This is a genomic window from Sorangium sp. So ce185 (assembly GCF_051526825.1).
In the GTDB taxonomy this organism is placed as follows: domain Bacteria; phylum Myxococcota_A; class Polyangia; order Polyangiales; family Polyangiaceae; genus Sorangium; species Sorangium cellulosum_D.
Genome location: NZ_CP150316.1, coordinates 10,965,508 through 10,985,985 on the forward strand (window position 1 = coordinate 10,965,508; position 20,478 = coordinate 10,985,985).

Consider the following 20,478-nt stretch of genomic DNA (forward strand, 5'->3'; position numbering starts at 1 on the left):
CATCGGCCTGCTCGCGGCAGCGGCGGAGCGTGGCGGGGAGATGACGCTGGTCCTGCCGGGCCGCCTCTCCGAGGCGGCCCGGGCGCGCGTGGCCTGGATCCGAGGGCGCGATGGCTGGTTCCCCCCGCCGCGATCTCGACTATGACGCCGGCCATGCGACGCCTCCTGCTCTCCCTCCCCGCCCTGACGCTCGCCGCCGCCTGCTCCGGCGCTCCCCCTGAGCCCGCCCTGACGCCCGCCGCCCCGCGCGCGCACGACGATCGCCCGCCCGCGGCCGCTCCGTCCCCGGCCGGGCCCGCGGCCGCGACGCCGCCGACCTCCGAGCCCGGCGCGCCTTCCGCCGAGCCCGGGACGGCCGGCGGGGAGACCGCCGCCGCGGAGGAGCAGGCGTGCCCGGCCGACATGAAGCTCGTCGAGGGCGAGTATTGCTCCGAGGTCGAGCACAGCTGCCTCCGCAGCTGGTACGACAAGTCGAACAAGAAGACGATTTGCGAGGAGTTCGCCCCCACCCCCGGCCGCTGCGTCGGCGACAAGACGAAGAAGCGCTATTGCATCGACACGTACGAGTGGCCGAACAAGAAGGGGGAGCGGCCCGAGGTGATGAACCGGTTCCACCAGGCGCAGGTCAAGTGTGCCGCGGTCGGCAAGCGCCTCTGCACCGAGTCGGAGTGGACGCTCGCCTGCGAGGGCCCGGAAATGAAGCCGTTCCCTTACGGGTACTCGCGCGACGCGACCAAGTGCAACGGCGACCACCTCTGGGACGACCCCGACATGAAGAAGGTGGCGAAGCGCGACCCGGGCGAGCTGGCGCGCCTGTGGAAAGGGGTGCGGAGCGGGTCGCAGGCGCAATGCATCAGCGATTATGGCGTCGCCGATCTGCCCGCGAACACCGATGAGGTCGTGGCGAGCGAGACGACCGGCGGCTGGCGCGGCAAGTTCGACAGCGTCCACACCGGCGGCCCCTGGTACAAGGGCGTGCGCAACCAGTGCCGGCCGAAGATCTACACGCACGACGAGGGGTTCTATTATTACTTCCTGAGCTTCCGCTGCTGCGCCGAGCCCGACGGCAAGACCACCGACCCGCGGACGCCGCGCCAGATCCAGGAGGGGTGGAACATGGACCGGGTCGAGCGGCTCGCGCAGTTCACGGTCGAGCAGATGCGCGGCAAGCTCGAGCTCAAGCAGCAGGGCAAGTGCGAGTGCAAAGCGACGGATATCCTGTGCAAGACGATGTGCGGGACGCTGCTCGGGCCCAATGCCGTCGACGCGACGCCGGGCGGCGGCGCGCCGGCGGCGGGCGGCGAGAAGCGGTAAAGGGGGCCGCCAAGCCATCCTCGGCGGGATCTCTGAGGCACGGACCTAGTCCAAACTCTCCCCGATCTTCCCCACGCTCCGCTCGATGAGCAGCTCCTGCTCGCGCTGGCTCCGCAGCGCCTCCTCGGACGCCGTCCTGGCCTTTTGTTCCTCCCGGGTGGCCTTGAGCTCGGCCTGCCGCGCCTCCGCCTCGGACCTCCGCGCCTCATCCCGCGCGGCCTGCGCCTGACCGGCCGCCACGCGGGCCCTCTCGGCCTCGGCCTCCGCGCGATCCCGGGCCTCCTCGGCGTCCTGCTGCAGCTGCTCGGCCCGCCTCCGCTGCGCGTCGCTCTCCTGCCGCGCGGCCTCGCTCTCCTGCCGCGCCCGCTCCGCCGCGCCCCGGGCGGCCTCCGCGCTCGCGAGCGCGCCCTTCAGCGTGTGCTCGGTGCGCTGGATCTCGTGGAACTGCGCCGTGATGACCCGGTTCTGACCGGTCACCTTCACGATCCCGGCCCCCGCCGCGACGATCAGGAGCGACAGCGCCGCCATGATCCCGGACACGAGGCGGCGCCTCCCGCGTTGCTGCTGATCGGCGAACCGGAGCACCTCCTCCAGATAGAGCCGCTCCCGCTCGGGCAGCTCCCCCCGGTAGCGCTTATGAAACTGGCGCGCGTCGTCGGCGACCTTGCCGCGCCAGAGCGTGTCCGCGGCGCGATCGCTCGACTCCCAGAGCCTCGCCGCCGCGCGCAGGCGGTCGAGGAACACCGCGTCTTCCTGGTTCTCATCGAGCCAGCGCTTGAGCGTCGGCCACCGCTCGATGAGCGACTCGTGCACGAGCTCCACCGTGGTGCCCGCGCGGTCGCTCCCCGTCTCGAGCGCCAGGAGCCGCGCGTCGGCGAGCAGCCCCACCACCCGCTCGATCTCGCCTCGATCCCCCGGCAGCTCGCACAGCTCCCCCAGGCTGGCGACGGCCCGCGTCCGCTCCGGCGTCACCAGGCGCTCCAGGACCGCCCGCGCGAGCTTCGCCCGGCGCTCGCTCATCGCGGCGAGCACCGTGTCGGCGTGGCTCGCCAGCGCGCCCGCCACGCCGCCGAGCGCCTCGTAGCTTTCGCGCGTGAGCAGCCGGCGCCCCCGATCGCGCATCTCCCACAGCCTCGCCGCGGTGAACTGGAGGAGCGGCAGCGCGCCGCGCGTGCTCTCCAGCGCGTCGAGGAGGCCCTCGACCATCGCCGGATCCTCGATCTCGTGCCGCGCCGCCTCCACCGGCTTCATCAGGGCCTCGCGCAGCCCCTCGCGCCCCATCGGCCGGAGGAACACGAGGCCGCGGATCATCGCCGTCATGAAATGCTCGTGCTCGGCCATCCGCTCGAGGAAGTCCGATCGCACCGACAGGACGACCCGGAGCGGCGAGGAGGCGTCGTCGGCGACCCCCTCGAGGCACGCGAGGAACGACTCGCGCTCTCCGGCCGGGGCGCCGAGCGTGAAGAGCTCCTCGAACTGATCGATGAACAGGAGCAGGCGTCGCTGCGTGCTGGCCGACCACGCGCGCAGCGCGGCGCCGAGGAGGCCAGGCTCGGCGCGCAGCCGCTCGCCGAAGCCCGCGCCCGTCGCCGCGGCGCCCTGCGCGGCGAGCGCGCGCGAGGCGGCGCTCAGCGTCACCCCGGGGTGGCTGAAGAGGTGCGCCAGCGCGGCCATGGGCTCGCGCCCGGGCCGCAGGACGAGCGCCTCCCAGCCCTCCCCGGAGCGCTTGAGCGCCGGGATCACCCCCGCCCTCACGAGCGACGATTTCCCCACGCCGGACGCCCCCGCCAGCGCGAGCAGCGGCTGGCTCCGGAGGCGCGCGACCACGGCGGCGAGCACCTGCGCGCGGCCGAAGAAGCGGTCCGCGTCGGCCTCCTGGAACGCCGACAGGCCCGCGAACGGGCTCTCGTCGGCGGCGAGGTGGACCTCCCGGCGCCCGGGCAGGAGGGGCAGCAGCGCGGCCAGGAGCTCCTCGGCGGAGGCGAACCGCTCGGCCTTTCGCTTGCGCAGGCAGCGATCGATGATCGCGCCGAGCGGGCCGAGCTCCGGGTGGCGCGCGCTGACCTCGGGCATCGGATCTTCGGCGACCGGGACCCTGAGGAGGCTCGCCATGCTGACCGGCGCGAGCGGGTGCGCGCCGAGCACGAGCTCGTGGAGCATGATGCCCACCGCCCAGATATCGCTCGACTGGTCGATATCCATTCCTCGCCACTGCTCGGGAGACATATAAGGTAGTGTGCCGATGACCGCTCCTTCGCCCGTCAGGCGCGCATCGCGGGCGACGGCGCTGGTAACAGAGCGCTCGACCGCGGCCGCGAGGCGCGCCTCGTCCTCGCGCAGCTTGGCGATCCCGAAATCGACCACCTTGATCGCCCCCGACGCCTCGAGCATGATGTTCTCGGGCTTGAGATCGCGATGGACGATGCCGGACGCGTGCGCGCGCGAGAGCGCGCTCACGACCGGGACCATCAGCTCCACGGCGAGGCTGGGCGGCACCGGCGCCGTCGACGTCTCCTCCCCGGCGTCCGCGGGCCTGCGCTGCCTCATCCAGGCGCCGAGGCTCTGCCCGTCGATGTACTCGAGCACCATGTACGGGTATCCGTCGTGCTCGTTCACCTCGTGGATCGTCACGATATGCTCGTGCTTGCAGCGCGCGGTCGCCTGCGCTTCGTTCAGAAAGCGCAACACGCCGTTGCTGTTCAGCTTCGTGAGGAGCTTGATCGCGACGAGGCGCGCGAGCCTTATGTCTCGCGCGAGGAAGACCACGCCCATGCCGCCCCGGCCGAGCTCGCGCAAGATCTCGTAATGCCCGATGCGGGCGCCGGCCGAGAGCAGCGGGTTGATTTGCCGAGGCGACGAGGACGGCGGAGCGCCCGCGCTCGCCGTCCCGCCGGCCTTCGCCGCGCGAGCGCCCGCCGGCACGACGGCCGCCTCTGCCGCGAAGCCGGCCCGCGCGGGCGCAGCGGGCGCCGCGCCGACGAACATCGTGCTTGTGTAGCCTGCGTCCTCGCGCCCTCCGGTGCGCAGCGGAAAGCTCCCCGCATGATGGTGCTCGCCCGCGCCGGACGATCGACCACCCGTCGGCCCCAGAATGATCAGCTCGGTGGACATCTTCCCCCCTGCGCATAAAACAACGCCATCACTGAAACGGCGGTTACCACGGCGAGAGCTGCGAGCGCGATCACGATAGCATAGGCGCCCAATGCATGCGTGCATCCTCAAATCTGATACGACCTCGCTTCACAGGAGGACATGCGAGGGCGTACCCTCGGGAGCGCGGCATGCTCGCCGGCCCGGTGAGCCGGGGTGAAGGCTCGATGGATCACCCCGGGCGACCCGCGAAGCAAAACGACCCATGCACGTCCCCCTCCCAGCAGCGAAGCTCTCATCATCGATCGCTCTCGTGGCCTTGTGCTCCTTCTGCGCCGCGCCTGCGCGGGCCCAAGGGACGACGAGCTCAGGGACGGGCTCAGGGACGGGCTCAGGGACGGGCCCTGGGTCGGCGGGCCCGCCGCCAGGGTCGCTGTCGCCGCATCCGCCTTCTCTCTCGCCGCATCCCCCGTCGCCGCCGCTGCCGCCGCCGGCGGCGGTGGAGACGTCTTCGCCCCGTGCGTCGCGGCCGCCGCGGCCATGGCACCAGGGCATCTCCGACGATCGAAAGCAGCGGGCGCACGAGCTATTCACGGAGGCGCGGGCGCTGCACCGGCGCATGATGTTCGCCGAGGCGCGGGTCAAATACGAAGAGGCGCTGGCCGCCTGGGAGCATCCCGAGCTCCGGCTCTATCTCGCGCGGGTGTTGAAGAGCCTCGGTCTGCCGCTCGTGGCCTATGAGAACCTGCGGCTCGCCCTGCGATGGGGGCCCGGCACGCTCGCGCCCGAGACGGAGCAGGAGGCGCGCGCGGCGATGCGCGCGCTCATGGAGCACGAGCTCGCCGCCATCGAGATCCGCTGCGATGAGCCGGGCGCTGCCGTGCTGCTCGACGACAAGCCCTGGTTCGTCGGCCCCGGCGCCGAGCGCCGGATGGTCACGCCCGGAGAGCACGTCGTCATGGTGAGGAGGGACGGCTACTCCACGGTCGTCAAGCCCATCCTCGTCATCGCCGGCAAAGAGGCTTCCGGCCAGCTCGCGCGGCGCGTCGAAACCGTCATCGGCCAGCCGCGGTGGCCCGCGTGGGTCCCCTGGACCATGCTCGGGGCAGGCGCAGCCCTGGGCGTCGCGGGTGGCGGGCTGATGTGGAGCGACGCGGCACACAAGGGCGACCAGGCCAGCGGCGACCTGGCGATAGGCGCCTTCGTCGCCGGCGGAGCGACGATGATCACGGGGACGGTCCTGCTCCTCATGAACAGGCCACAGGTCTACCGCGTCCACGATCGGGGCGAGGTGGAGATCGAGCTGCGGCCCATCGCGTCGCTCGGCCCTGCGGGGCTATCGGCCCGGCTCGTGTTCTGACCCGGCCAAAGACGCCAAGAAGAGGACGATATCTTGGCGCCTTGGAGGTCGATGTCTCGCTCGACGTCGATCGGCGCCGCGCCGAGGCGGTGGACCGTCGTGGCAGCCACCGCCACCCGCGTTCACCTCACGACCTCGCCCGTCTTCAGATCCAGCTTCAGCTCCCGCACCACCTCCGGCTCGGCGCAGACGATCTGCGGCGTCGAGCCCTGCACATCGGTCTTGATCCGCTCCTCTAGCTTCTTCGCGAGATCCCAGCTCGGCACGAACGCGGCGAAGAAGCGCTGCCCCATGTCGCGCGTCACGACGAAGCGCGCCGGAGAGAACTCCGTGCGTCCTTTGAGCGCCTTTCGCGTCAGCGGGAAGTCGTAGTCGTCCGGCGCCGTCTTGCTGAACGTATAGAGCACCACGAGGTTCTGCGGGCACGTCGGCCCGCCGGGCTCGGGGAAGGGCCGGCTCGGCTTGGGCTTCGGCGGCGGCCCCTTCTGGAGCTGGATGGTCCCCGGCGCCGCGCCCGCGGCCTCGCTGCCGCCGCCGTGCTTCAGGATCGCCCCCCCGGCCGCCACCCACACCGCCCCGTCGCTCCCCACGGCCACGTCCTGGGCCTTCACCCCGTCGGGCAGCGGCGCCTGCTCCCAGGCCTCGCCCTTGCGCGCGAACAGCGCCCCGTCCGCGATCGCCCACAGCGTCCCGTCCGGCGCCGCCGACGCCGTGAGCACGCGCGCGCCCTTCGCCGGCGGGTCGATCCTCTTCGGCTCCCCGCCCTGGTAGCGGAGCACGCCCCCGTCCACGATCCACGCCTCGCCCTCGCCGGGGCCCGGCAGGATCAGCGTGCGCGCATCGTCGGGGCTCTGCCCCTCGGACAGCGCCGGGACGGGCATGAGGGTCGAGCGCCTCTCGCCCGGCTTCCAGACCTCCAGGGCGCTCTCCACGTCGCAGTCGAGCCCGTAGCTCAGCGCGGTCCCGTCGCGCGTCGCCCCGAACGCCTGCGGGCGGACCTCGGCCTCCGGGTAAGGCAGCGGCGCTTCCCACCCGCGGCACGGCTCCTTCTTGGGCGCCGGCGTGATCGTCAGCCCCACCCTGGGCCCGCGCAGCGTGACGAACCTCGGGACCCCCATCATCGTCGGCCCCACCAGCCCCACGAGCGAGCTGCCCATCCTCGCCACCCCGGTGAACCACAGCCCCGGGTCGCCCATCCGCTGCACCCAGCCCTGCGCCCCCAGCACGTGGTGCTCGGCGACGCCGGTGCGGCCCGTGGTGCCCGTCGCGATCAGGTCGAGCTGGTCGGGATAGCGCCCGTAGACGCCGATCACGGCCGCCCCCCACGCCAGCAGGCGCAGCCGCTTCGGGAACTCGATCGTCCCATCCTTCAGCACGCCGACGGCGGCGCCCATCTGCTCCCCCTCGAGCGTCAGCAGGTTGGTGGTCGACACGAGCAGCGCCCCCTCCACCGGGTGCAGCCGCACATCGATCTCCGCCGGGACCTGCGCCACCGGCGTGAACGCCGACTTCGGCGGCGGCGCCGGCTTCGCCGCCTCGTCCGCCTTCGCGGCGCCCGCCGCGCCTGCGGCGCTCGATCCGCCCGCCGCGCCTGCCGTACCCGGCGCGCCCGGCCCCGGCGCAGCATCCGCCGCCCGCGGCCCGTCCGCCGCCCGCTGCGCCGGCCCGCACCCCGCCATCGCCATCACGAGCCCGCCCAGCCCCCACCACGCCCTTCGCCCGCTCATCGCTCCTCCTTCTCCCCGCCGCGCCATCCCGCGTCCGCTCACGGCGCGAGCCTCCCCGACGCCACCCGGATCTCGCCCTCGATCGCCGCGTCGCGCAGGTCCACCCCGTTCGGGTGCGCCACCCGCTGGTAGGCCACCTGCCACGCGAGCGTCCGCCCCTCGCCGGCGGACCCGACGTCGAGCTCCACCGTCACGGGCTCCGCGTGCACCCGGTCGTCGGCGACGAGCTTCCGCCCGATCGTCCCCGGCCGCAGCACGAAGTGCCGCGTCAGGTAGCGCTCCTCCTGCCCCAGCACGAGCTCGTCGGGCCCGAGCGCCTCTGCCGACACCTCGAGCCTCCGGAACAGATCCCCCGTCGGGAACGCGTGCCCCGCGTTCGCGGGCGCGAGCGTCACCGCCACGCGCGTCGCCGACAGCCGCCGCGCCGTCACCGCCACGGCGCTCCGCACGAGCGCCTCGTCCCGCGATCCTGCGAACCCGTGGCCGCGCCGCAGCCCCGGCCCGCGCGGCATGTGGCACGCCGCGCAGGGCTGGGCCGCGGCGGGCGACGCGCGGTGCTCGGTGAGGGTCGACTGCATCAGCTCCGCCGTCGACCGCCCTCGCGCCGTGGGGAACGCGAACTCGTGGCAGGCCGCGCACGCGTCCGCGCCCCCGAACCGCGCGTCCCGGATCACCGTGTGCGGCGCCGCCGGCGGCGCCCCGGTCCCCGCCCACGGCGCTGCGAGCACCGGCGCCACCGCCGGCCCCGCGAGCTCGCCCTCGCCGTCGCTCGTCACGTGGCACGTCACGCACCCCACCCCGAGCGCCCCGAGCGCCTCCGGCTCTGGCTCCTCCGGCCTCGCCTCGGGCGCGTGGCAAGCCCGGCAGAACGGCATCGGCTCGATCGCGAACGCCCGCCGGTAGGCAGGCTCGGTGTTCGCCCGGTGGTGGAGCGACGCGCGCCACTCCCGCGCCACCTCCTCGTGGCACCCCTCGCAGGCCTGGTTCGCGATCGCCGCCGCCCCGAGCCGCGCCCGCGCCGGCCTCGGCATGGGCACCCGCGCCGCCTCCGCGGCCCCAGCCAGCGCGCTGCCAGCCGGCGCCCCGACCTCGCCGCGCGGCCGCGCGGTCGTGTCCGGCGCGGCGGCGCACGCGCCCACGAGGGCACCCGCGATCAGCACACCAAGGCCAGGGACACAGCGCCGCACAGCGATCGTTTCCGCTACAACACCCCCGCCGCCGCGTCACGCCCGAGACCGCCGAGCGACGCCGGCCGCTCCGCCGGCGCAGGCGCCGCGGCGCGCCTGATCATCGCTGCTTGAATCGCGTGGCTCGAGGCACGCTTGCGCGCCGCCTCGGCGCCACGATTTCGCTGTGGGCGCTCGCGCTCGCCGCTGCTGCGAAGCCCCTCGATGCGCTGGACGTGTTCGCGGACGCCGAGCTCGTCGTGGATGTCGGCTTCCCGGCCGGATCCATGCTCTAGCTCCACCCCACCAGGAGTCCGGCCAGGGATCCGGAGAGAGAGTTCAACGCAAAGGCGCAAAGGCGCAAAGGCGCAAGAAGAACAACTATGATGCATTTTTGCGTCTTTGCGTTCTTGGCGCCTTTGCGTTGAGCTCTCTCTCCGTGCGCGAGGCAGATCCCTGGCGCGTCAGCATCGAAGGGGCGGGCCAGCTCGTGCCGGTAGCACGCAAGGTTTACCGAGCTCGGGAGGTGGCCTTTGCAGATCCGCACCGCACCGCCGAGGAGCAGACGCCATCCCCTACGCGCCTGTCGAGACGCGCGATCTCCAGGGCCGGCTCCGGCTGGTCAGTCTCCGGGGTGCAGCCGATTCGGCTGAAACGTACACGCACATGGAGGGGCAGCCGAGCGCCCCGAGCGCATCCTCACGAAGCAGGCTCGCACAACGCACACGCCTCGCGTGGCATCGGATCTGTGTTCGCGACGGCGAAGAGCCGTGATTGGAGCGAGGTGCGTCGATGCCCGTGGGTGGACCGCTCGATCGATTTCCGCTCTGGCTGCTCTTCGGGATGACGATCGTGGTCCTGCTGCTCGCCGTCGAGGGCGGCTACCGGCTGGGCGTGTACCGGCTGCGCCGCTCCGACCAGGAGTACGGGCCGCACGTGCTCGCGCTGGCCACGGCCACGATGGGCTTGCTGGCGCTCATCCTGGCGTTCACGTTCGGACTCGCGGCGACCCGCTTCGAGGCCAGGAAACAGGCCGTCGTCGACGAGGCCAACGCCATCGAGACGACCTACCTGCGCGCCGGCCTGCTCCCCGGCGATCGCGGCCACAAGGTCCGCGACATGCTGCGTGAGTACGTCGAGCTTCGTCTGGACGCGGTGAGGCTCGGCAACGTCGAGCAGGCATTGCGGCGCTCGGAGGAGCTGCACCGGGAGCTGTGGAAAGAAGCGGAGGCGGCGGCACGAGACCAGCCCAGCTCGACCGCCGTGGCGCTCTTCATCGAGTCGTTGAACAGGGCGATCGAGCTCCACGCGACACGCGTCAAGGTGGCCGTCCGGGGCGGCATTCCAGGCGTCCTGTGGGCGGCGCTCTTCGTGATCGCGGTCCTCAACCTGGCGGCCGTCGGTTATCACGCCGGTCTGGTCAGGACGCGCCGGTCTCCCACGGTCGCGACGCTGGTCATGGGCCTCTCGATCGTCCTGATGTTGATCGCCGACCTCGATCACCCGCAAGACGGGGCTCTCAGGGTGAGCCAGCAGGCGATGTTCGATCTGCGGCGCACGATGGGCACGATGGGTGATTGAGCATCGCTCGCGCGTCGGGCGGATCGGCGAGGATCTCACGGCGCGCCCGCCCTGCCGTGGGATGGCGATCACCGAGACGGGACGGAGGAGATGGACAGCATCGACGCATCGACAGCGGTCACGAAGGAGTGGGCGATGCCGCACCTCTCCGCCGGAGACCACGCGGCCCGCGGCAAGGCGGAGCGCGCGGAGATCCCGCGCACCACCCACGCGACCTGGGGGGCGCCGCCCCACCGGCCCGATCCGATCGCGCTGCTGGAGGAGCAAGCGAAGACCCGTGTGCCCGAGCTCGTACCGATCCGCTACGGCCGGATGCTGGCCTCCCCGCTCGCGTTCTACCGTGGCGCCGCGTGCGTGATGGCCTCTGATCTGGCCGCCACCACGCGATCGCGCCTGAGGGTGCAGCTCTGCGGCGACGCACACCTCTCGAACTTCGGGGTGTTCGGCTCTCCCGAGCGGCGCATGATGTTCGACATCAACGACTTCGACGAGACGCTCCCGGGACCGTGGGACTGGGACGTGAAGCGGCTGGCCGTCAGCATGGAGCTGGCGGGGCGCGACAACGGCTTCTCGAGATCGGCCCGCTCCGAGATCGTCCTGGCCACCGTCCGCGAGTACCGCGAGGCGATGCGGAGCTTCGCCGCGCTCCGCGACCTCGACGTCTGGTACGCGAGCCTCGATATCGAGCGCATCATCGACCGGTTCCGCTCGCGGGTGGGTCGCGAGCGGTTGCACGTCACCGAGCGCAAGGTCGCCAAGGCTCGGGCGAGGGACAGCATGCAGGCCTACGAGAAGCTGACGCGAGAGGTCGACGGCCGGCGGCGAATCATCAGCGATCCTCCCCTGATCGTCCGGATGGATGAGCTCGTGGGGGGCGTGGCCCGCGAGCAGCTCGAGCAGCAGGTGCGCGAGATCCTGCGCGGCTACCGCGGCACCCTCCAGAGCGATCGGCGGCACCTGCTGGAGCGGTACAGCTTCGCGGACATGGCCCACAAGGTGGTCGGGATCGGGAGCGTCGGCCTGCGCGCCTGGATCATCCTGCTCCTCGGCCGCGACGACCAGGACCCGCTCTTGCTGCAGGCGAAGGAGGCGCAGGCGTCGGTCCTCGAGCGGTTCCTCGGCAGGAGCGAGCACCGCAACAGCGGCGAGCGCGTGGTGGCCGGCCAGCGGCTGATGCAGGCCGCGAGCGACATCTTCCTCGGCTGGCAGCGGGTGAAGGGCGTCGACGGGATCGAGCGCGACTTCTACGTGCGCCAGCTGCGCGACTGGAAGCTCTCGGCGGACATCGCCTCGCTGGATCGGGTCGCGCTGGCGACGTACGGCAGCCTCTGCGGCTGGACCCTCGCGCGCGCGCACGCGCGCTCGGGCGACCGGATCGCGATCGCGGCCTACCTCGGAAAAGCGGACACGTTCGACGAGGCGATCGCCGCGTTCGCGATCGCCTACGCCGATCAGACGGAGCGCGACCATCGAGCGCTGGTGGACGCGGTGAAGAACGGACGCGTCCAGGCCAAGACCGGGCTCTGAGCGGCGGGCGCGCAGGCGACAGCGCAAGCGAGCACGAGCGCGATTGCTCAGCTGCTCGGGCCGCCGGCGTCTCCTGCCGGGGACGAGGCGGCCGATGGTGGCCTGGGGAGCTCGATTCCTCTACGAATGGTCAATCGCCAATCGTATTCGCGCCGTTCAGGAGCGGCACGCCGAAGTTCGGCGTTCCGTCTGCATTCCATTCGAGCCGCTGGACGCGCGTGTGGCGGTTCGGGTCGTAGAGCGGGTCCCCCGTGATCTTCTCGTAGTTCCGCGCGTGGTACACGAGCACGTCGATCGATCCATCCGCCGATGTCGTGAACGAGTTGTGGCCCGGGCCATACAGCCCGTTCGCGCTGACGAACACTGGCTCCTCGTTCTTCGTCCACGAGCTGGCGCTCAGCAGGTCGTCCGTCGCGCTCGCCGTGAGCAGGCCGAGGCAGTAGCGGGCGTCCGTCGCGCTCGCTGAGTAGCTGATGAAGACCCGCCCATTCCGCTCGAGCACGGCAGCACCTTCGTTGACGGCGAACCCCGCCGTCTCCCAGGCGTGCTCGGGTCTGGCGATCCGCACGTTGGGGCTGGCCAGCGTCCACGGGTTCACCATGGCCGCGATGAACAAGCTGCTGTTGTCGCCCGCGACGCTGGGGTCCTCCTGCGCCCACACGAGATAGCGCTTGCCGTCGTGCTCGAACGTCGTCGCGTCGAGCGCGAAGGTGTCCGAGTCCGTCACGATCTGCCCTCGCTCGATCCACCTGCCATCCATCGGGTTGGCCGATGAGCTCTCGAGCGCATACATGCGAATGGCCCAGATGTCGGTCGAGCTCCCTGCGGCGAAGTAGATGTACCACTTGCCGTCGATGAAATGTAGCTCTGGCGCCCAGATGTGCGCCGCCATCGGGCCGGACGCGTGCTTCGTCCAGACGACCTTCGGGGTCGCGTTGGCCAGGCCTCGTATCGTGGTCGCGCGCCTGATCTCGATGCGATCGTACGTCGGCACGCTCGCGGTGTAGTAGTAGTAACCGTCCGTATGCCGCTTGATGTGGGGATCAGCGCGCTGCGAGACCAAATAGCCGAGCGGTTCGAGCGCGAACGACGCCTCCGAGCTCTCGACCGCCGTGCCGTCGAGCACGTGCGCATAGATCTGGTAGTTCAGGTGCCGGAGATAACGTGTCGCATCCGAGTACCACTGCAGCGAGACCATCGTCGGATCCCCGTTCAGCGCGGGCACGATCCGGAACGTGGCGTCCCTCCGGAACGTGGTTGTATCCGTGAACACGTCGATCCACAGGAGGTGACTCCTCTCATCGGGCGGGGTCTGCCAGAGCCCGTCAGCCCGATTGGACGCCTCATCCTGCAGCGGGTACCGGGTCGAATTCACGCTGTCGACGTGCAGGTAGCGACCGCCGAAACCCACAGACTCGAACGACACCAGCGTCGGATCGTCCGGGTTCGCGAGGCCGGGCACCACTTTCCACTGGAAGTCGGCAGGAACCTGGTTGTTCGCCCTGTCGTCGAGGCCGGTGATCATCGCGTGATAATAGGAATGCGCGACGTAGAGCGGCGCGTCCTCCGCGTGCGTCGTGCGTATATGGTACCCCCCTCCGACGTCGTCGTCGAGATTGGAGAGCTCGAGAACAGCGGGGGCGGCGAGGGCCGCATACTCGGGGTCCTCGCTGGCCGGTGAGCCGAAGACGACGCGTACGGGCTGAGGTCCGTCGGCCTGCCAGTCATCGACGCTGCTCAAGGTCACGGTCTGCGCCGCGCTCCAGTCCGCCTCCGTGAACGTGAGGTCCGCGTGGCTCAGCGTCGACTCGGTCGTGTCGCTGACGCTGAGGGCGATCGTCACGGGCGCGCTCGGCCGCGATGCGAGGCGCACGGTGAACGTCACGGGCGCGCCGCGCTCGGCGAGGGTCCCCGACGGGTCGCTGACGACGATCGCTGCCGTCCTTGGACCGTCGTCGTCCGTGTTCGTGATGCCAGCGGACTCCGCGAAGAGGCCGTCGCACGCTGGGTCGGCGGAGACCGAGGGCCCGAAGCGGACGCGGAAGCTCTGGTCCCCGTCGCTCTCCGCATCGTCAACGCCCGTGACCGTGATCTCTCGAGGGATGCTCCAATCCTCCGCCGTGAACGAGACGGTCGCCGGTGAGACGGAGCCTTCGGTCGCATCCGAGCTCGAGACCGGCACCGTGACAGGCTCGCGAGGCGCGGCGTCGAGCGCCACGCTCACGGTCACCCGCCCGCCGGACTCCGAGGTGCTGAGCGCTGTGCCCGCCGTCATGATCCGCAATGAATTGGTCGACGCGTCCGGCGCGTCGGTCGAGGGCCCATCCGAGCACCCGACCACCGCGAGCAATGCGGCGAAGGCGCAAGCTGCCGCCGTGAGCGCGCCGCGTGGCGCAGGGAGGGAAGTGCACGCTGAGTGGGGAGATTTCGGTGTGCGCATGATAGGGGGAGCCCCTAACAATCCGTGGAGATGTCAAGACGAGGACACGCTCGCCTCGCCGTAGGTGCTGCGGATCCGGCAGGATGTTCAGTAGTGGGCGATGATCGCGTCGAGCTCCGCCTGCGTGACCCGGACCGCGTTCGCGTGGCGCACGCCGGACGGAAAGCGGTACTGCGCGCTCGGGAGCTCTGTCCAAGAGCCCGGATCCGCGTCGAGATCCGTCGTGCTCCAGCACCCGAACACACCGCCGTCCAGGTAGTAGTCGGCGAACAGGTACCATCGACTCTGCCGCGGGTCCTTGATGACAAACGGTCCCTCCGTCGCTCGTCTCCTGCTCTGGGTCGACCCGCGAGTGATGTAGTCCGGACTCCATCGCGTGAACGTCGCCGGATCGAGCGCGAGCGTCGAGGAGCGCGCGATCTGGATGTCCTTGCCCGACCCTGTGAGCGCGCTCCCGCTGCTGTCCGTCTCGTCCTTGAAGAAGAGGTAGTTGCGGTCGTTCCATTGCGTGATCGTCGCGTCGATGACGCTGTAGCCCGGATCGAAGAGCACGTCGGGCGTCGGGTTGACGATGGTGACGAAGTCCTCGGTGTAGCTGACGTAGATCCGGTTCGCGCCCGTGGTGTCGTTTCCGGACCAGATGATCGCATAGAGCTTACGATCGGGGTCGTAGTAAGCCTCCGGGGCCCAGGCGTGCATCGGGGTGGCCCCGGGGCCCGGAAGGTTCGTGAGCGTGATCAACCGGGGATTCGTGAAGGTGATGAGATCGGTCGAGTCCGCCACGAAGATCTTGGAGCTCGGGTTGTTCCAGTAGTTCGAGTCGTTGTTCGAGAGCGTCCAGTCCGTGGCGATATAGACGTACGTGCCATCGTTCTTGCGGAACAGGAACGGATCTCGGATGTGATTCGTTCCCATCCCGGTGAGCTGGTACGCGGGCTGTCCATCGGCGAGGGTCGACCAGTGAAGCCCGTCGGTGCTGTAGGCGAGGTGCAGCGAATCGCTCGGCACGTCCTGATGCGGCCCGAAGTAGCTCAGCACCCAGGCCCCCGGGGAGCAGCTGCTCGCGTTCATCGAGGCCGTGTGCTCGCCGTTCGTACACTTGAGGCAGCTGCGGTCCGTGGTGCTGCTCCCCTCCGTGCCGACGAGCTCCCCTGGCACGCAGTCGGTCCACGCTACGCATGTCGTCGCGGGATCGGCGTCGTCGTCCCAGGTGCCGACCGCGCAGTCGACAGGCGCGGCGGCCCCGCCTGCGCAGTACGTGCCCGGCGAGCAGGCGTCACACTGCGCGGGCGTGGTGCTCGTCCCAGGCGCGGTCTGCGTCGTCCCAGGCGCGCAGGGCGTGTGCATCCTGCAGCTCGGCGCGTTCATCGTGTCGCTGAAGGTGCCCTCAGGGCACGCCGTGCACCGCCGGTCCGCCGTAGGCGAGCCCTCGGCGCTCGCGAAGGTGCCTGCGGTGCAGCCTGTCCATGCGACGCAGCTCGTCGCGCCATCGCCGTCGTGATCCCAGGTGCCCTCGGAGCACGCGGGGGGCTCGCCGTCGGGTCCTGCGTCTCTGCCGGTCGTCGTCACCGGGTCGCTGCACCCGCTAGTCCATAAGAGCGCCACTAGGAATCGCGCTCTCGAGCTGCTTCCCAAACGTGCCATCTCGCTCCTCGGTTCGCGCGTAGTTGCTGCGCCGATGGGCGCTAGCGTGAGGTGCTCCGGCGCTCGAGCGGGCGAGGCGTGCACATCCTGGTCCACAGTTCGAGAACGATTGTGAGCGTTCACAACGGCGCCGTCAACCGAAATGGCCCGGCGACGAGCTCACGGCCGCCGGTTCCTTGGAGCCCATCCGCCTCGATGCAGGTCCGACGCGGCTGCCGCACGGCGAACTCCGGAGCTTGCGCCCGGCGCCCTCGACGACGAGCGTGGCGAGCCCCCTCGCCCCCTCCTCGTTCGAGGGCGTGGCGTCGCCGTCATGTAGAAGGCGCTGGCCTGTGCTCGCCCGATGTTCTCTACCCACGCGGCGCTGGAGGCCATCCGATCGATGAAGGGGATTCCCTTGTCGCGGGTGATCTGAAGCAACCCCTGCAGAACGTTCAGATCATCATAGATGTGCTGTCGCTCAAGCGGGCACGCCGTCGGGCGGATGCTCCGTTACCTCCGGTGGTACGGGCATCTCGAGATCGAGCATGACGTTTGCTCGTCGCCATGCCCCTACCCGACGCGCCTCCCCGGACGGCTTTCCACCCGGGAGGCAACGCATAGCAGACATCTTCGGCGAGCCTTCGCCGAGGACGTGGACTGACTGCGCTGAACGTGTCGTCCGGGGCGAGCGCGGATACGGCGCGCGATCGCGCGCGGCTCGAGCATCTTGACGTCAAGCATATACGCGATGGTGCCGCCGAAGATGACGTCGGCCATCGAGAACTCCTTGCCGAGGACGAAGTCACGGCCAGAGATGGCCGATTCCATCGTCGCGCTCGAGCTTCGGCGCGAGGCGGCCCGGGGCATAACGATCCGCGAGATAGAGGCCGATCGCCGCGGACTCGGTGACGACGGTGCCGCCGTCGACGAGCAAGGGCAGCTTGCCCATCGGGCGGGCGCCTCCCCTCACCGCGCCCCCGCCACCTCGAGCGCCCTCTTCCGCCCCATCCGGTACGTCCTCACCGGCTCCCCCCGGACGATCCGGTCGTGCTCGCTCCAGCGCGCGGCCTCCCCTTCTGCGGCCCGCCGCGCGGCGCGCTCCGCCAGCCGCTCCGCGATACGCTCCACCCCGCGGCGGACGTTCGCGCGCTGCGAGCGCTCGTCGGCGACGCGCACCGTGATCCCGCTCGGCCGGTGGTGGACCCGCACCGCCGACCGCGTCCTGTTCACGTGCTGCCCCCCCGGCCCTCCCGCCAGGCACGCCGAGATCTCGATATCCCGCAGATCCACGCCCGCGCCCTCCCCCGCCCCGGCGCCCGCGTCCGCCCCGGCGGGGTGGATCGCCACCCCCGCGAACCATCGCTTGCGCGCCGCCCGCCCCCGGTCCGCGCTCTTCTCGATCAGCGCGTGCGTCCCGATCTCACCCTCGAGCCAGCGCCGCGCGTCGCCCTCCACCAGGATCTCGACCGAGGCCGGCGCGCCCTCGTCGCCGTGCACCGTCACGTCGACCACCGCGAGCCCGCGCTCCCGGCAGAGCGCCTCCATCCGCTCGGCCAGCCGCGCCACGAACCGCCGCACCTCGACCGGCCCCCGCCCCGCGCTGATCTGCACCCACGACCGGCTCACCGCTTCACCGTGATCACCGGGACGAGCGGCGCGACCGCCGTCGCCAGGCCGGCCTCCACGAGGCTCTCGATCACCGGCGCGATCGGCTTGTACGCGTCCGGGTGCTCCTCGAGCAGCAGCGCCGGATCGTCGCACACCACGCGGCCTCCAAGCTCGGTGCGGGCGAGCTCGCGCCGCCGGTACCGGGCCGCGATCTTCTCGCGCGCCTCGCTGCGGCCCATCTTGCGGCCCGCGCCGTGCGCGACCGAGCGCAGCCCGGCCTCCGCGTCGCTCGCGCGCATCACCCACGACGGCGCGCCGCGCGACCCGAGCACCACGGTGAAGTCGCTGCCCCGCGCGGGCGCGGCCCCCTTCCGGTGCACCCACGCCGGCGCGCCGCCCACGATCTCCCGCGCGACGTCGTTGTGGGTGAGGTCGAGCCCGCCGGCGATCTTCGACGCCCGCGCGGCGCCGAGCGCGCGCAGCATCCGGTAGGCGAGCAGGAGCCGGTTCGCCCGCGCGAAGCGGCACGCGCCGGCGAGCTCGCCGAGGTACGGCTCGGCGGCGTCGCCCTCGAGCACCGCGTCGCCCCAGCGCTGCCCGAGCGCGCCGCCGAGCCCGCGCGAGCCGGAGTGGGCCAGGACGACGAGATCCCCGGCGGAGAGGCCGAGCGCCGCCGCCGCCGCAGGGTCCCGCGGCGCGCCGACGCGCGCGATCTCGAGGAAGTGGTTCCCGCCGCCGACCGAGCCGAGCGCCCCCTCGTACCCCGCGCGGTACGGCGAGGCGTCGCCGCTCGGGCGCAGGCCGTCCTCGAGCTCCGCCGCCGCGAGCTGCGCGAGCGCCTCGGGCACGCCGTCGACCTCCGCGAGCCCGCGCGCCCCGCGCCGCCAGACCTGCTCGAACACGGCGGCCGGGTCGCAGTCGGCCAGCGGATCGTCCTCCATCGCCTGCCGGGCGCGCCGCTCGAGGACGTCCGCCGACATGCGGCCGATCGACGTCGCGACGAGCCGCACGCCGCACCCGGCGTCCCCGCCGATGAGCTGCGGGACGACGCGGTCCGCGAAGGCGAACGCCGCGCCGATCGGGATGCCCCGCCCCGCGTGCAGGTCCGGCATGCCCACGGCGCGGACGCAGCCGGGCAGCGCGGCGACGCGCGCGAGCTGCTGGACGGCGTTGCCCTCGAGCCAGACGTCGTCGCGGGCGACCAGGCGGGCGTGGGCGGGGAGAACGACGCTGTCGGCGGGCGCTTTCATGAGATCTCCGTGGCGGGCGCGCGCCCGAGGCGGGCGGCGCGGGGGGAACGCGGCGGATCCTTGCGGCTCCCGTGCCAGCGCGCGACCCGCCCCTGCGCCGGCAGATCGCTTCAACCTGGTGCACGATGCACCAGACAACATGGTGCACGGCGCACCACTTCTGGTGTACGGTGCACCGGTGAATCGCCTCCTCCTCACCTGGTCGGACGCGGGCACGCTCGGGCCGGCGCCGGCGCACCACGGCCGCCGGGCGGAGGGCGATCGCGGGCCGGTGCTGCGGCTCCTCGACCAGGAGGAGAGCCGCTACGACGCGATCGTGATCCTCACCATCCCGGCCGGCGAGGCGCCGTCGCGGGCGCTCGTCGAGCGGGCGCGGGCGCGCGCCGCGCGCGTCGAGCTCCGCGTGGTCGACGTCGACGACCCGTCGGACCACGCGAAGCTCTTCCGCGCGCTCGGCAAGCTCTCGGCGCAGCTCAAGCGCGCCTTTCCGAACGCGGCGTGGGCGACGGACGTCCTGCTCTCGGCGGGCACGCCGCAGGCGCAGACGCTCTGGGTCATCCTGGTCCAGGCGGGGATCCTGCCCGCGCGCATGCTCCAGGTGATCCCGGCGGCGTTCGTGCCGCACCCGCACCCGCGGCCGGTGCGCGAGGTCCGGCTGGACATCGAGGGCTTCCCCGAGATCCGCGCGCTGCGCGAGGAGGTCGTGCGCCTGCGGGCCGAGGCGCGCACCCGCGACGCCGTGCTCGTCGGCGAGAGCGAGCCGATGCGCGCCCTCCGCGCCCGGATCGCCCGGGTCGCCGCGACCGACGTGCCGGCGCTGATCGTCGGCGAGACGGGGACCGGCAAGGAGCTCGCGGCCAGGGCGATCCACGAGCACAGCCCGCGCGGCCGGGGCCCGTTCGTCGCGGAGAACTGCGGCGTCTTCGCCGAGGGCGTGCTCGCGAGCGAGCTGTTCGGCCACGAGGCGGGCGCCTTCACCGGGGCCGCGGGGCGGCGGCGCGGCGTGTTCGAGCAGGCGCACGGCGGCACGCTGTTCCTCGACGAGATCGGCGAGCTGTCGCCGCGGGTGCAGGCCTCGCTGCTGCGCGTGCTCCAGGACGGGACGCTGCGCCGGGTGGGCGGCGAGGCCCGGATCGAGATCGACGTGCGCGTCGTGGCGGCCACGCACCGCGACCTGGCGAAGATGGTCGAGCAAGGGACGTTCCGCGAGGATCTGTACTACCGGCTCCGCGGCGCGATCATCGACGTTCCGCCGCTCCGCGCCCGCGGAGGGGATATCGAGATCCTCATCGACGCGTTCCTCGACGAGGTGCGGGCGCGCCGCAAGGGGCGCGGGCTCGAGGTGACGCGCGACGCGCTCCGGTGCCTGTACCAGCACGCCTGGCCCGGCAACGTGCGCGAGCTGCGCGCCGAGGTGCACCGGTGGGGGGTGTTCTGCGATCACACGGTCGACGTCGGCGATCTAGCGCCGGAGATCACCGCCGCGGCCGCGGGGCCGGCGGGCGGCGCGGGCGGGGTCGCGCGGGGGCCGGAGGGGGAGGCCGAGGGCGAGGAGGTCGCGCCGCTCGCGGAGGCGGTGGCGTCGGCCGAGCGCGCCGCGATCGGGCGCGCGCTCAGGGTGCATCGGGGCAACATCTCGCGCGCGGCGCGCGCGCTCGCCATCGACCGAAACACGCTCAAGCGCAAGATGGCGGCCTACGGCCTCCGCGGAGACGAGGCGGCCTGATCCGCCGGCGTGAGGCGCGGGAGCGCGGGCGGGCAGTGATCAAAATTGAACATGAAGGCGGGA

At 71.9% G+C, this 20,478-nt stretch carries 15 protein-coding genes; 6 read left to right on the forward strand and 9 right to left on the reverse strand.

Annotated elements, in window-relative coordinates:
* The first annotated feature begins 153 nt into the window (after positions 1-153).
* The gene (locus WMF26_RS40415) at positions 154-1,314 is read left to right on the forward strand and encodes an SUMF1/EgtB/PvdO family nonheme iron enzyme (protein ID WP_437997083.1); all 1,161 of its coding nucleotides are present in this window, start codon (positions 154-156) and stop codon (positions 1,312-1,314) included.
* Positions 1,315-1,359: 45 nt separating this feature from the next.
* Here WMF26_RS40415 and WMF26_RS40420 read toward each other — a convergent pair whose 3' ends face one another.
* The gene (locus tag WMF26_RS40420; protein ID WP_438002482.1) at positions 1,360-4,299 is read right to left on the reverse strand and encodes an nSTAND1 domain-containing NTPase; all 2,940 of its coding nucleotides are present in this window, start codon (positions 4,297-4,299) and stop codon (positions 1,360-1,362) included.
* A gap of 724 nt (positions 4,300-5,023) precedes the next feature.
* Between WMF26_RS40420 and WMF26_RS40425 the strand changes: the two genes are divergently transcribed.
* Positions 5,024-5,764 carry a hypothetical protein gene (locus WMF26_RS40425; RefSeq protein WP_437333460.1) on the forward strand — a complete coding sequence of 247 codons (741 nt, stop codon included), beginning with the start codon at positions 5,024-5,026 and terminating at the stop codon, positions 5,762-5,764.
* A 122-nt stretch (positions 5,765-5,886) separates the two neighbouring features.
* Here the strand turns inward: WMF26_RS40425 and WMF26_RS40430 are convergent, their stop codons facing one another.
* Both WMF26_RS40430 and WMF26_RS40435 read right to left on the reverse strand, forming a co-directional pair.
* Positions 5,887-7,491 carry a hypothetical protein gene (locus WMF26_RS40430; RefSeq protein ID WP_437997084.1) on the reverse strand — a complete coding sequence of 535 codons (1,605 nt, stop codon included), beginning with the start codon at positions 7,489-7,491 and terminating at the stop codon, positions 5,887-5,889.
* 38 nt (positions 7,492-7,529) lie between these two features.
* Positions 7,530-8,651 (reverse strand): multiheme c-type cytochrome, encoded by a 1,122-nt coding sequence (locus WMF26_RS40435; protein ID WP_437997085.1) that lies wholly within the window; start codon positions 8,649-8,651, stop codon positions 7,530-7,532.
* 146 nt (positions 8,652-8,797) lie between these two features.
* On the opposite strand from WMF26_RS40435, the gene WMF26_RS40440 reads away from it, so the two are divergent.
* The 3 genes from WMF26_RS40440 (at position 8,798) to WMF26_RS40450 (ending at position 11,765) form a co-directional block, all read left to right on the forward strand.
* Entirely contained in the window at positions 8,798-8,953 is a 156-nt protein-coding gene (locus tag WMF26_RS40440) for a hypothetical protein (RefSeq protein ID WP_437997086.1), read from the forward strand.
* Between the two features lie 556 nt (positions 8,954-9,509).
* The gene (locus WMF26_RS40445; protein WP_437997087.1) at positions 9,510-10,238 is read left to right on the forward strand and encodes a hypothetical protein; all 729 of its coding nucleotides are present in this window, start codon (positions 9,510-9,512) and stop codon (positions 10,236-10,238) included.
* A 135-nt stretch (positions 10,239-10,373) separates the two neighbouring features.
* Positions 10,374-11,765: a DUF2252 domain-containing protein gene (locus tag WMF26_RS40450; protein WP_437997088.1), complete on the forward strand. Its 1,392-nt coding sequence runs from the start codon at positions 10,374-10,376 to the stop codon at positions 11,763-11,765.
* Between the two features lie 130 nt (positions 11,766-11,895).
* Here the strand turns inward: WMF26_RS40450 and WMF26_RS40455 are convergent, their stop codons facing one another.
* The 6 genes from WMF26_RS40455 to WMF26_RS40480 all read right to left on the reverse strand — a co-directional run bounded on the left by WMF26_RS40455 (position 11,896) and on the right by WMF26_RS40480 (position 18,689).
* Complete coding sequence (locus WMF26_RS40455; RefSeq protein ID WP_437997089.1) at positions 11,896-14,040, reverse strand: family 43 glycosylhydrolase; 2,145 nt, start codon at positions 14,038-14,040, stop codon at positions 11,896-11,898.
* Positions 14,041-14,292: 252 nt separating this feature from the next.
* Positions 14,293-15,774 carry a hypothetical protein gene (locus WMF26_RS40460; protein ID WP_437997090.1) on the reverse strand — a complete coding sequence of 494 codons (1,482 nt, stop codon included), beginning with the start codon at positions 15,772-15,774 and terminating at the stop codon, positions 14,293-14,295.
* A 627-nt stretch (positions 15,775-16,401) separates the two neighbouring features.
* Positions 16,402-16,659, reverse strand: coding sequence for a hypothetical protein (locus tag WMF26_RS40465; RefSeq protein ID WP_437997091.1), 258 nt, complete (start codon positions 16,657-16,659; stop codon positions 16,402-16,404).
* Entirely contained in the window at positions 16,634-16,780 is a 147-nt protein-coding gene (locus tag WMF26_RS40470) for a glutathione S-transferase N-terminal domain-containing protein (RefSeq protein WP_437951466.1), read from the reverse strand. The genes WMF26_RS40465 and WMF26_RS40470 overlap by 26 nt, the downstream gene beginning before the upstream one ends.
* Positions 16,781-16,797: 17 nt before the next feature.
* A complete protein-coding gene (locus WMF26_RS40475) occupies positions 16,798-17,457 on the reverse strand; it encodes a peptide chain release factor-like protein (RefSeq protein WP_437997092.1) in 660 nt (219 codons plus the stop codon).
* On the reverse strand, positions 17,454-18,689 hold the full coding sequence (locus tag WMF26_RS40480; protein WP_437997093.1) for an RtcB family protein: 1,236 nt from the start codon (positions 18,687-18,689) through the stop codon (positions 17,454-17,456). The genes WMF26_RS40475 and WMF26_RS40480 overlap by 4 nt, the downstream gene beginning before the upstream one ends.
* A 178-nt stretch (positions 18,690-18,867) precedes the next feature.
* Here WMF26_RS40480 and WMF26_RS40485 point away from each other — a divergent pair, with 178 nt between their 5' ends.
* The gene (locus WMF26_RS40485) at positions 18,868-20,415 is read left to right on the forward strand and encodes a sigma-54 interaction domain-containing protein (RefSeq protein WP_437997094.1); all 1,548 of its coding nucleotides are present in this window, start codon (positions 18,868-18,870) and stop codon (positions 20,413-20,415) included.
* Positions 20,416-20,478: the final 63 nt, after the last annotated feature.

Excerpts from the sequence above, each read along its gene's own strand:
- WMF26_RS40415 (WP_437997083.1), top strand. The coding sequence starts at position 154 with ATGCGACGCCTCCTGCTCTCCCTCCCCGCCCTGACGCTCGCCGCCGCC.
- WMF26_RS40420 (WP_438002482.1), bottom strand. The coding sequence starts at position 4,299 with ATGTTCGTCGGCGCGGCGCCCGCTGCGCCCGCGCGGGCCGGCTTCGCG.
- WMF26_RS40425 (WP_437333460.1), top strand. The coding sequence starts at position 5,024 with ATGATGTTCGCCGAGGCGCGGGTCAAATACGAAGAGGCGCTGGCCGCC.
- WMF26_RS40430 (WP_437997084.1), bottom strand. The coding sequence starts at position 7,491 with ATGAGCGGGCGAAGGGCGTGGTGGGGGCTGGGCGGGCTCGTGATGGCG.
- WMF26_RS40450 (WP_437997088.1), top strand. The coding sequence starts at position 10,374 with ATGCCGCACCTCTCCGCCGGAGACCACGCGGCCCGCGGCAAGGCGGAG.
- WMF26_RS40455 (WP_437997089.1), bottom strand. The coding sequence starts at position 14,040 with ATGACGGCGGGCACAGCGCTCAGCACCTCGGAGTCCGGCGGGCGGGTG.
- WMF26_RS40465 (WP_437997091.1), bottom strand. The coding sequence starts at position 16,659 with ATGGAATCGGCCATCTCTGGCCGTGACTTCGTCCTCGGCAAGGAGTTC.
- WMF26_RS40470 (WP_437951466.1), bottom strand. The coding sequence starts at position 16,780 with ATGGGCAAGCTGCCCTTGCTCGTCGACGGCGGCACCGTCGTCACCGAG.
- WMF26_RS40480 (WP_437997093.1), bottom strand. The coding sequence starts at position 18,689 with ATGAAAGCGCCCGCCGACAGCGTCGTTCTCCCCGCCCACGCCCGCCTG.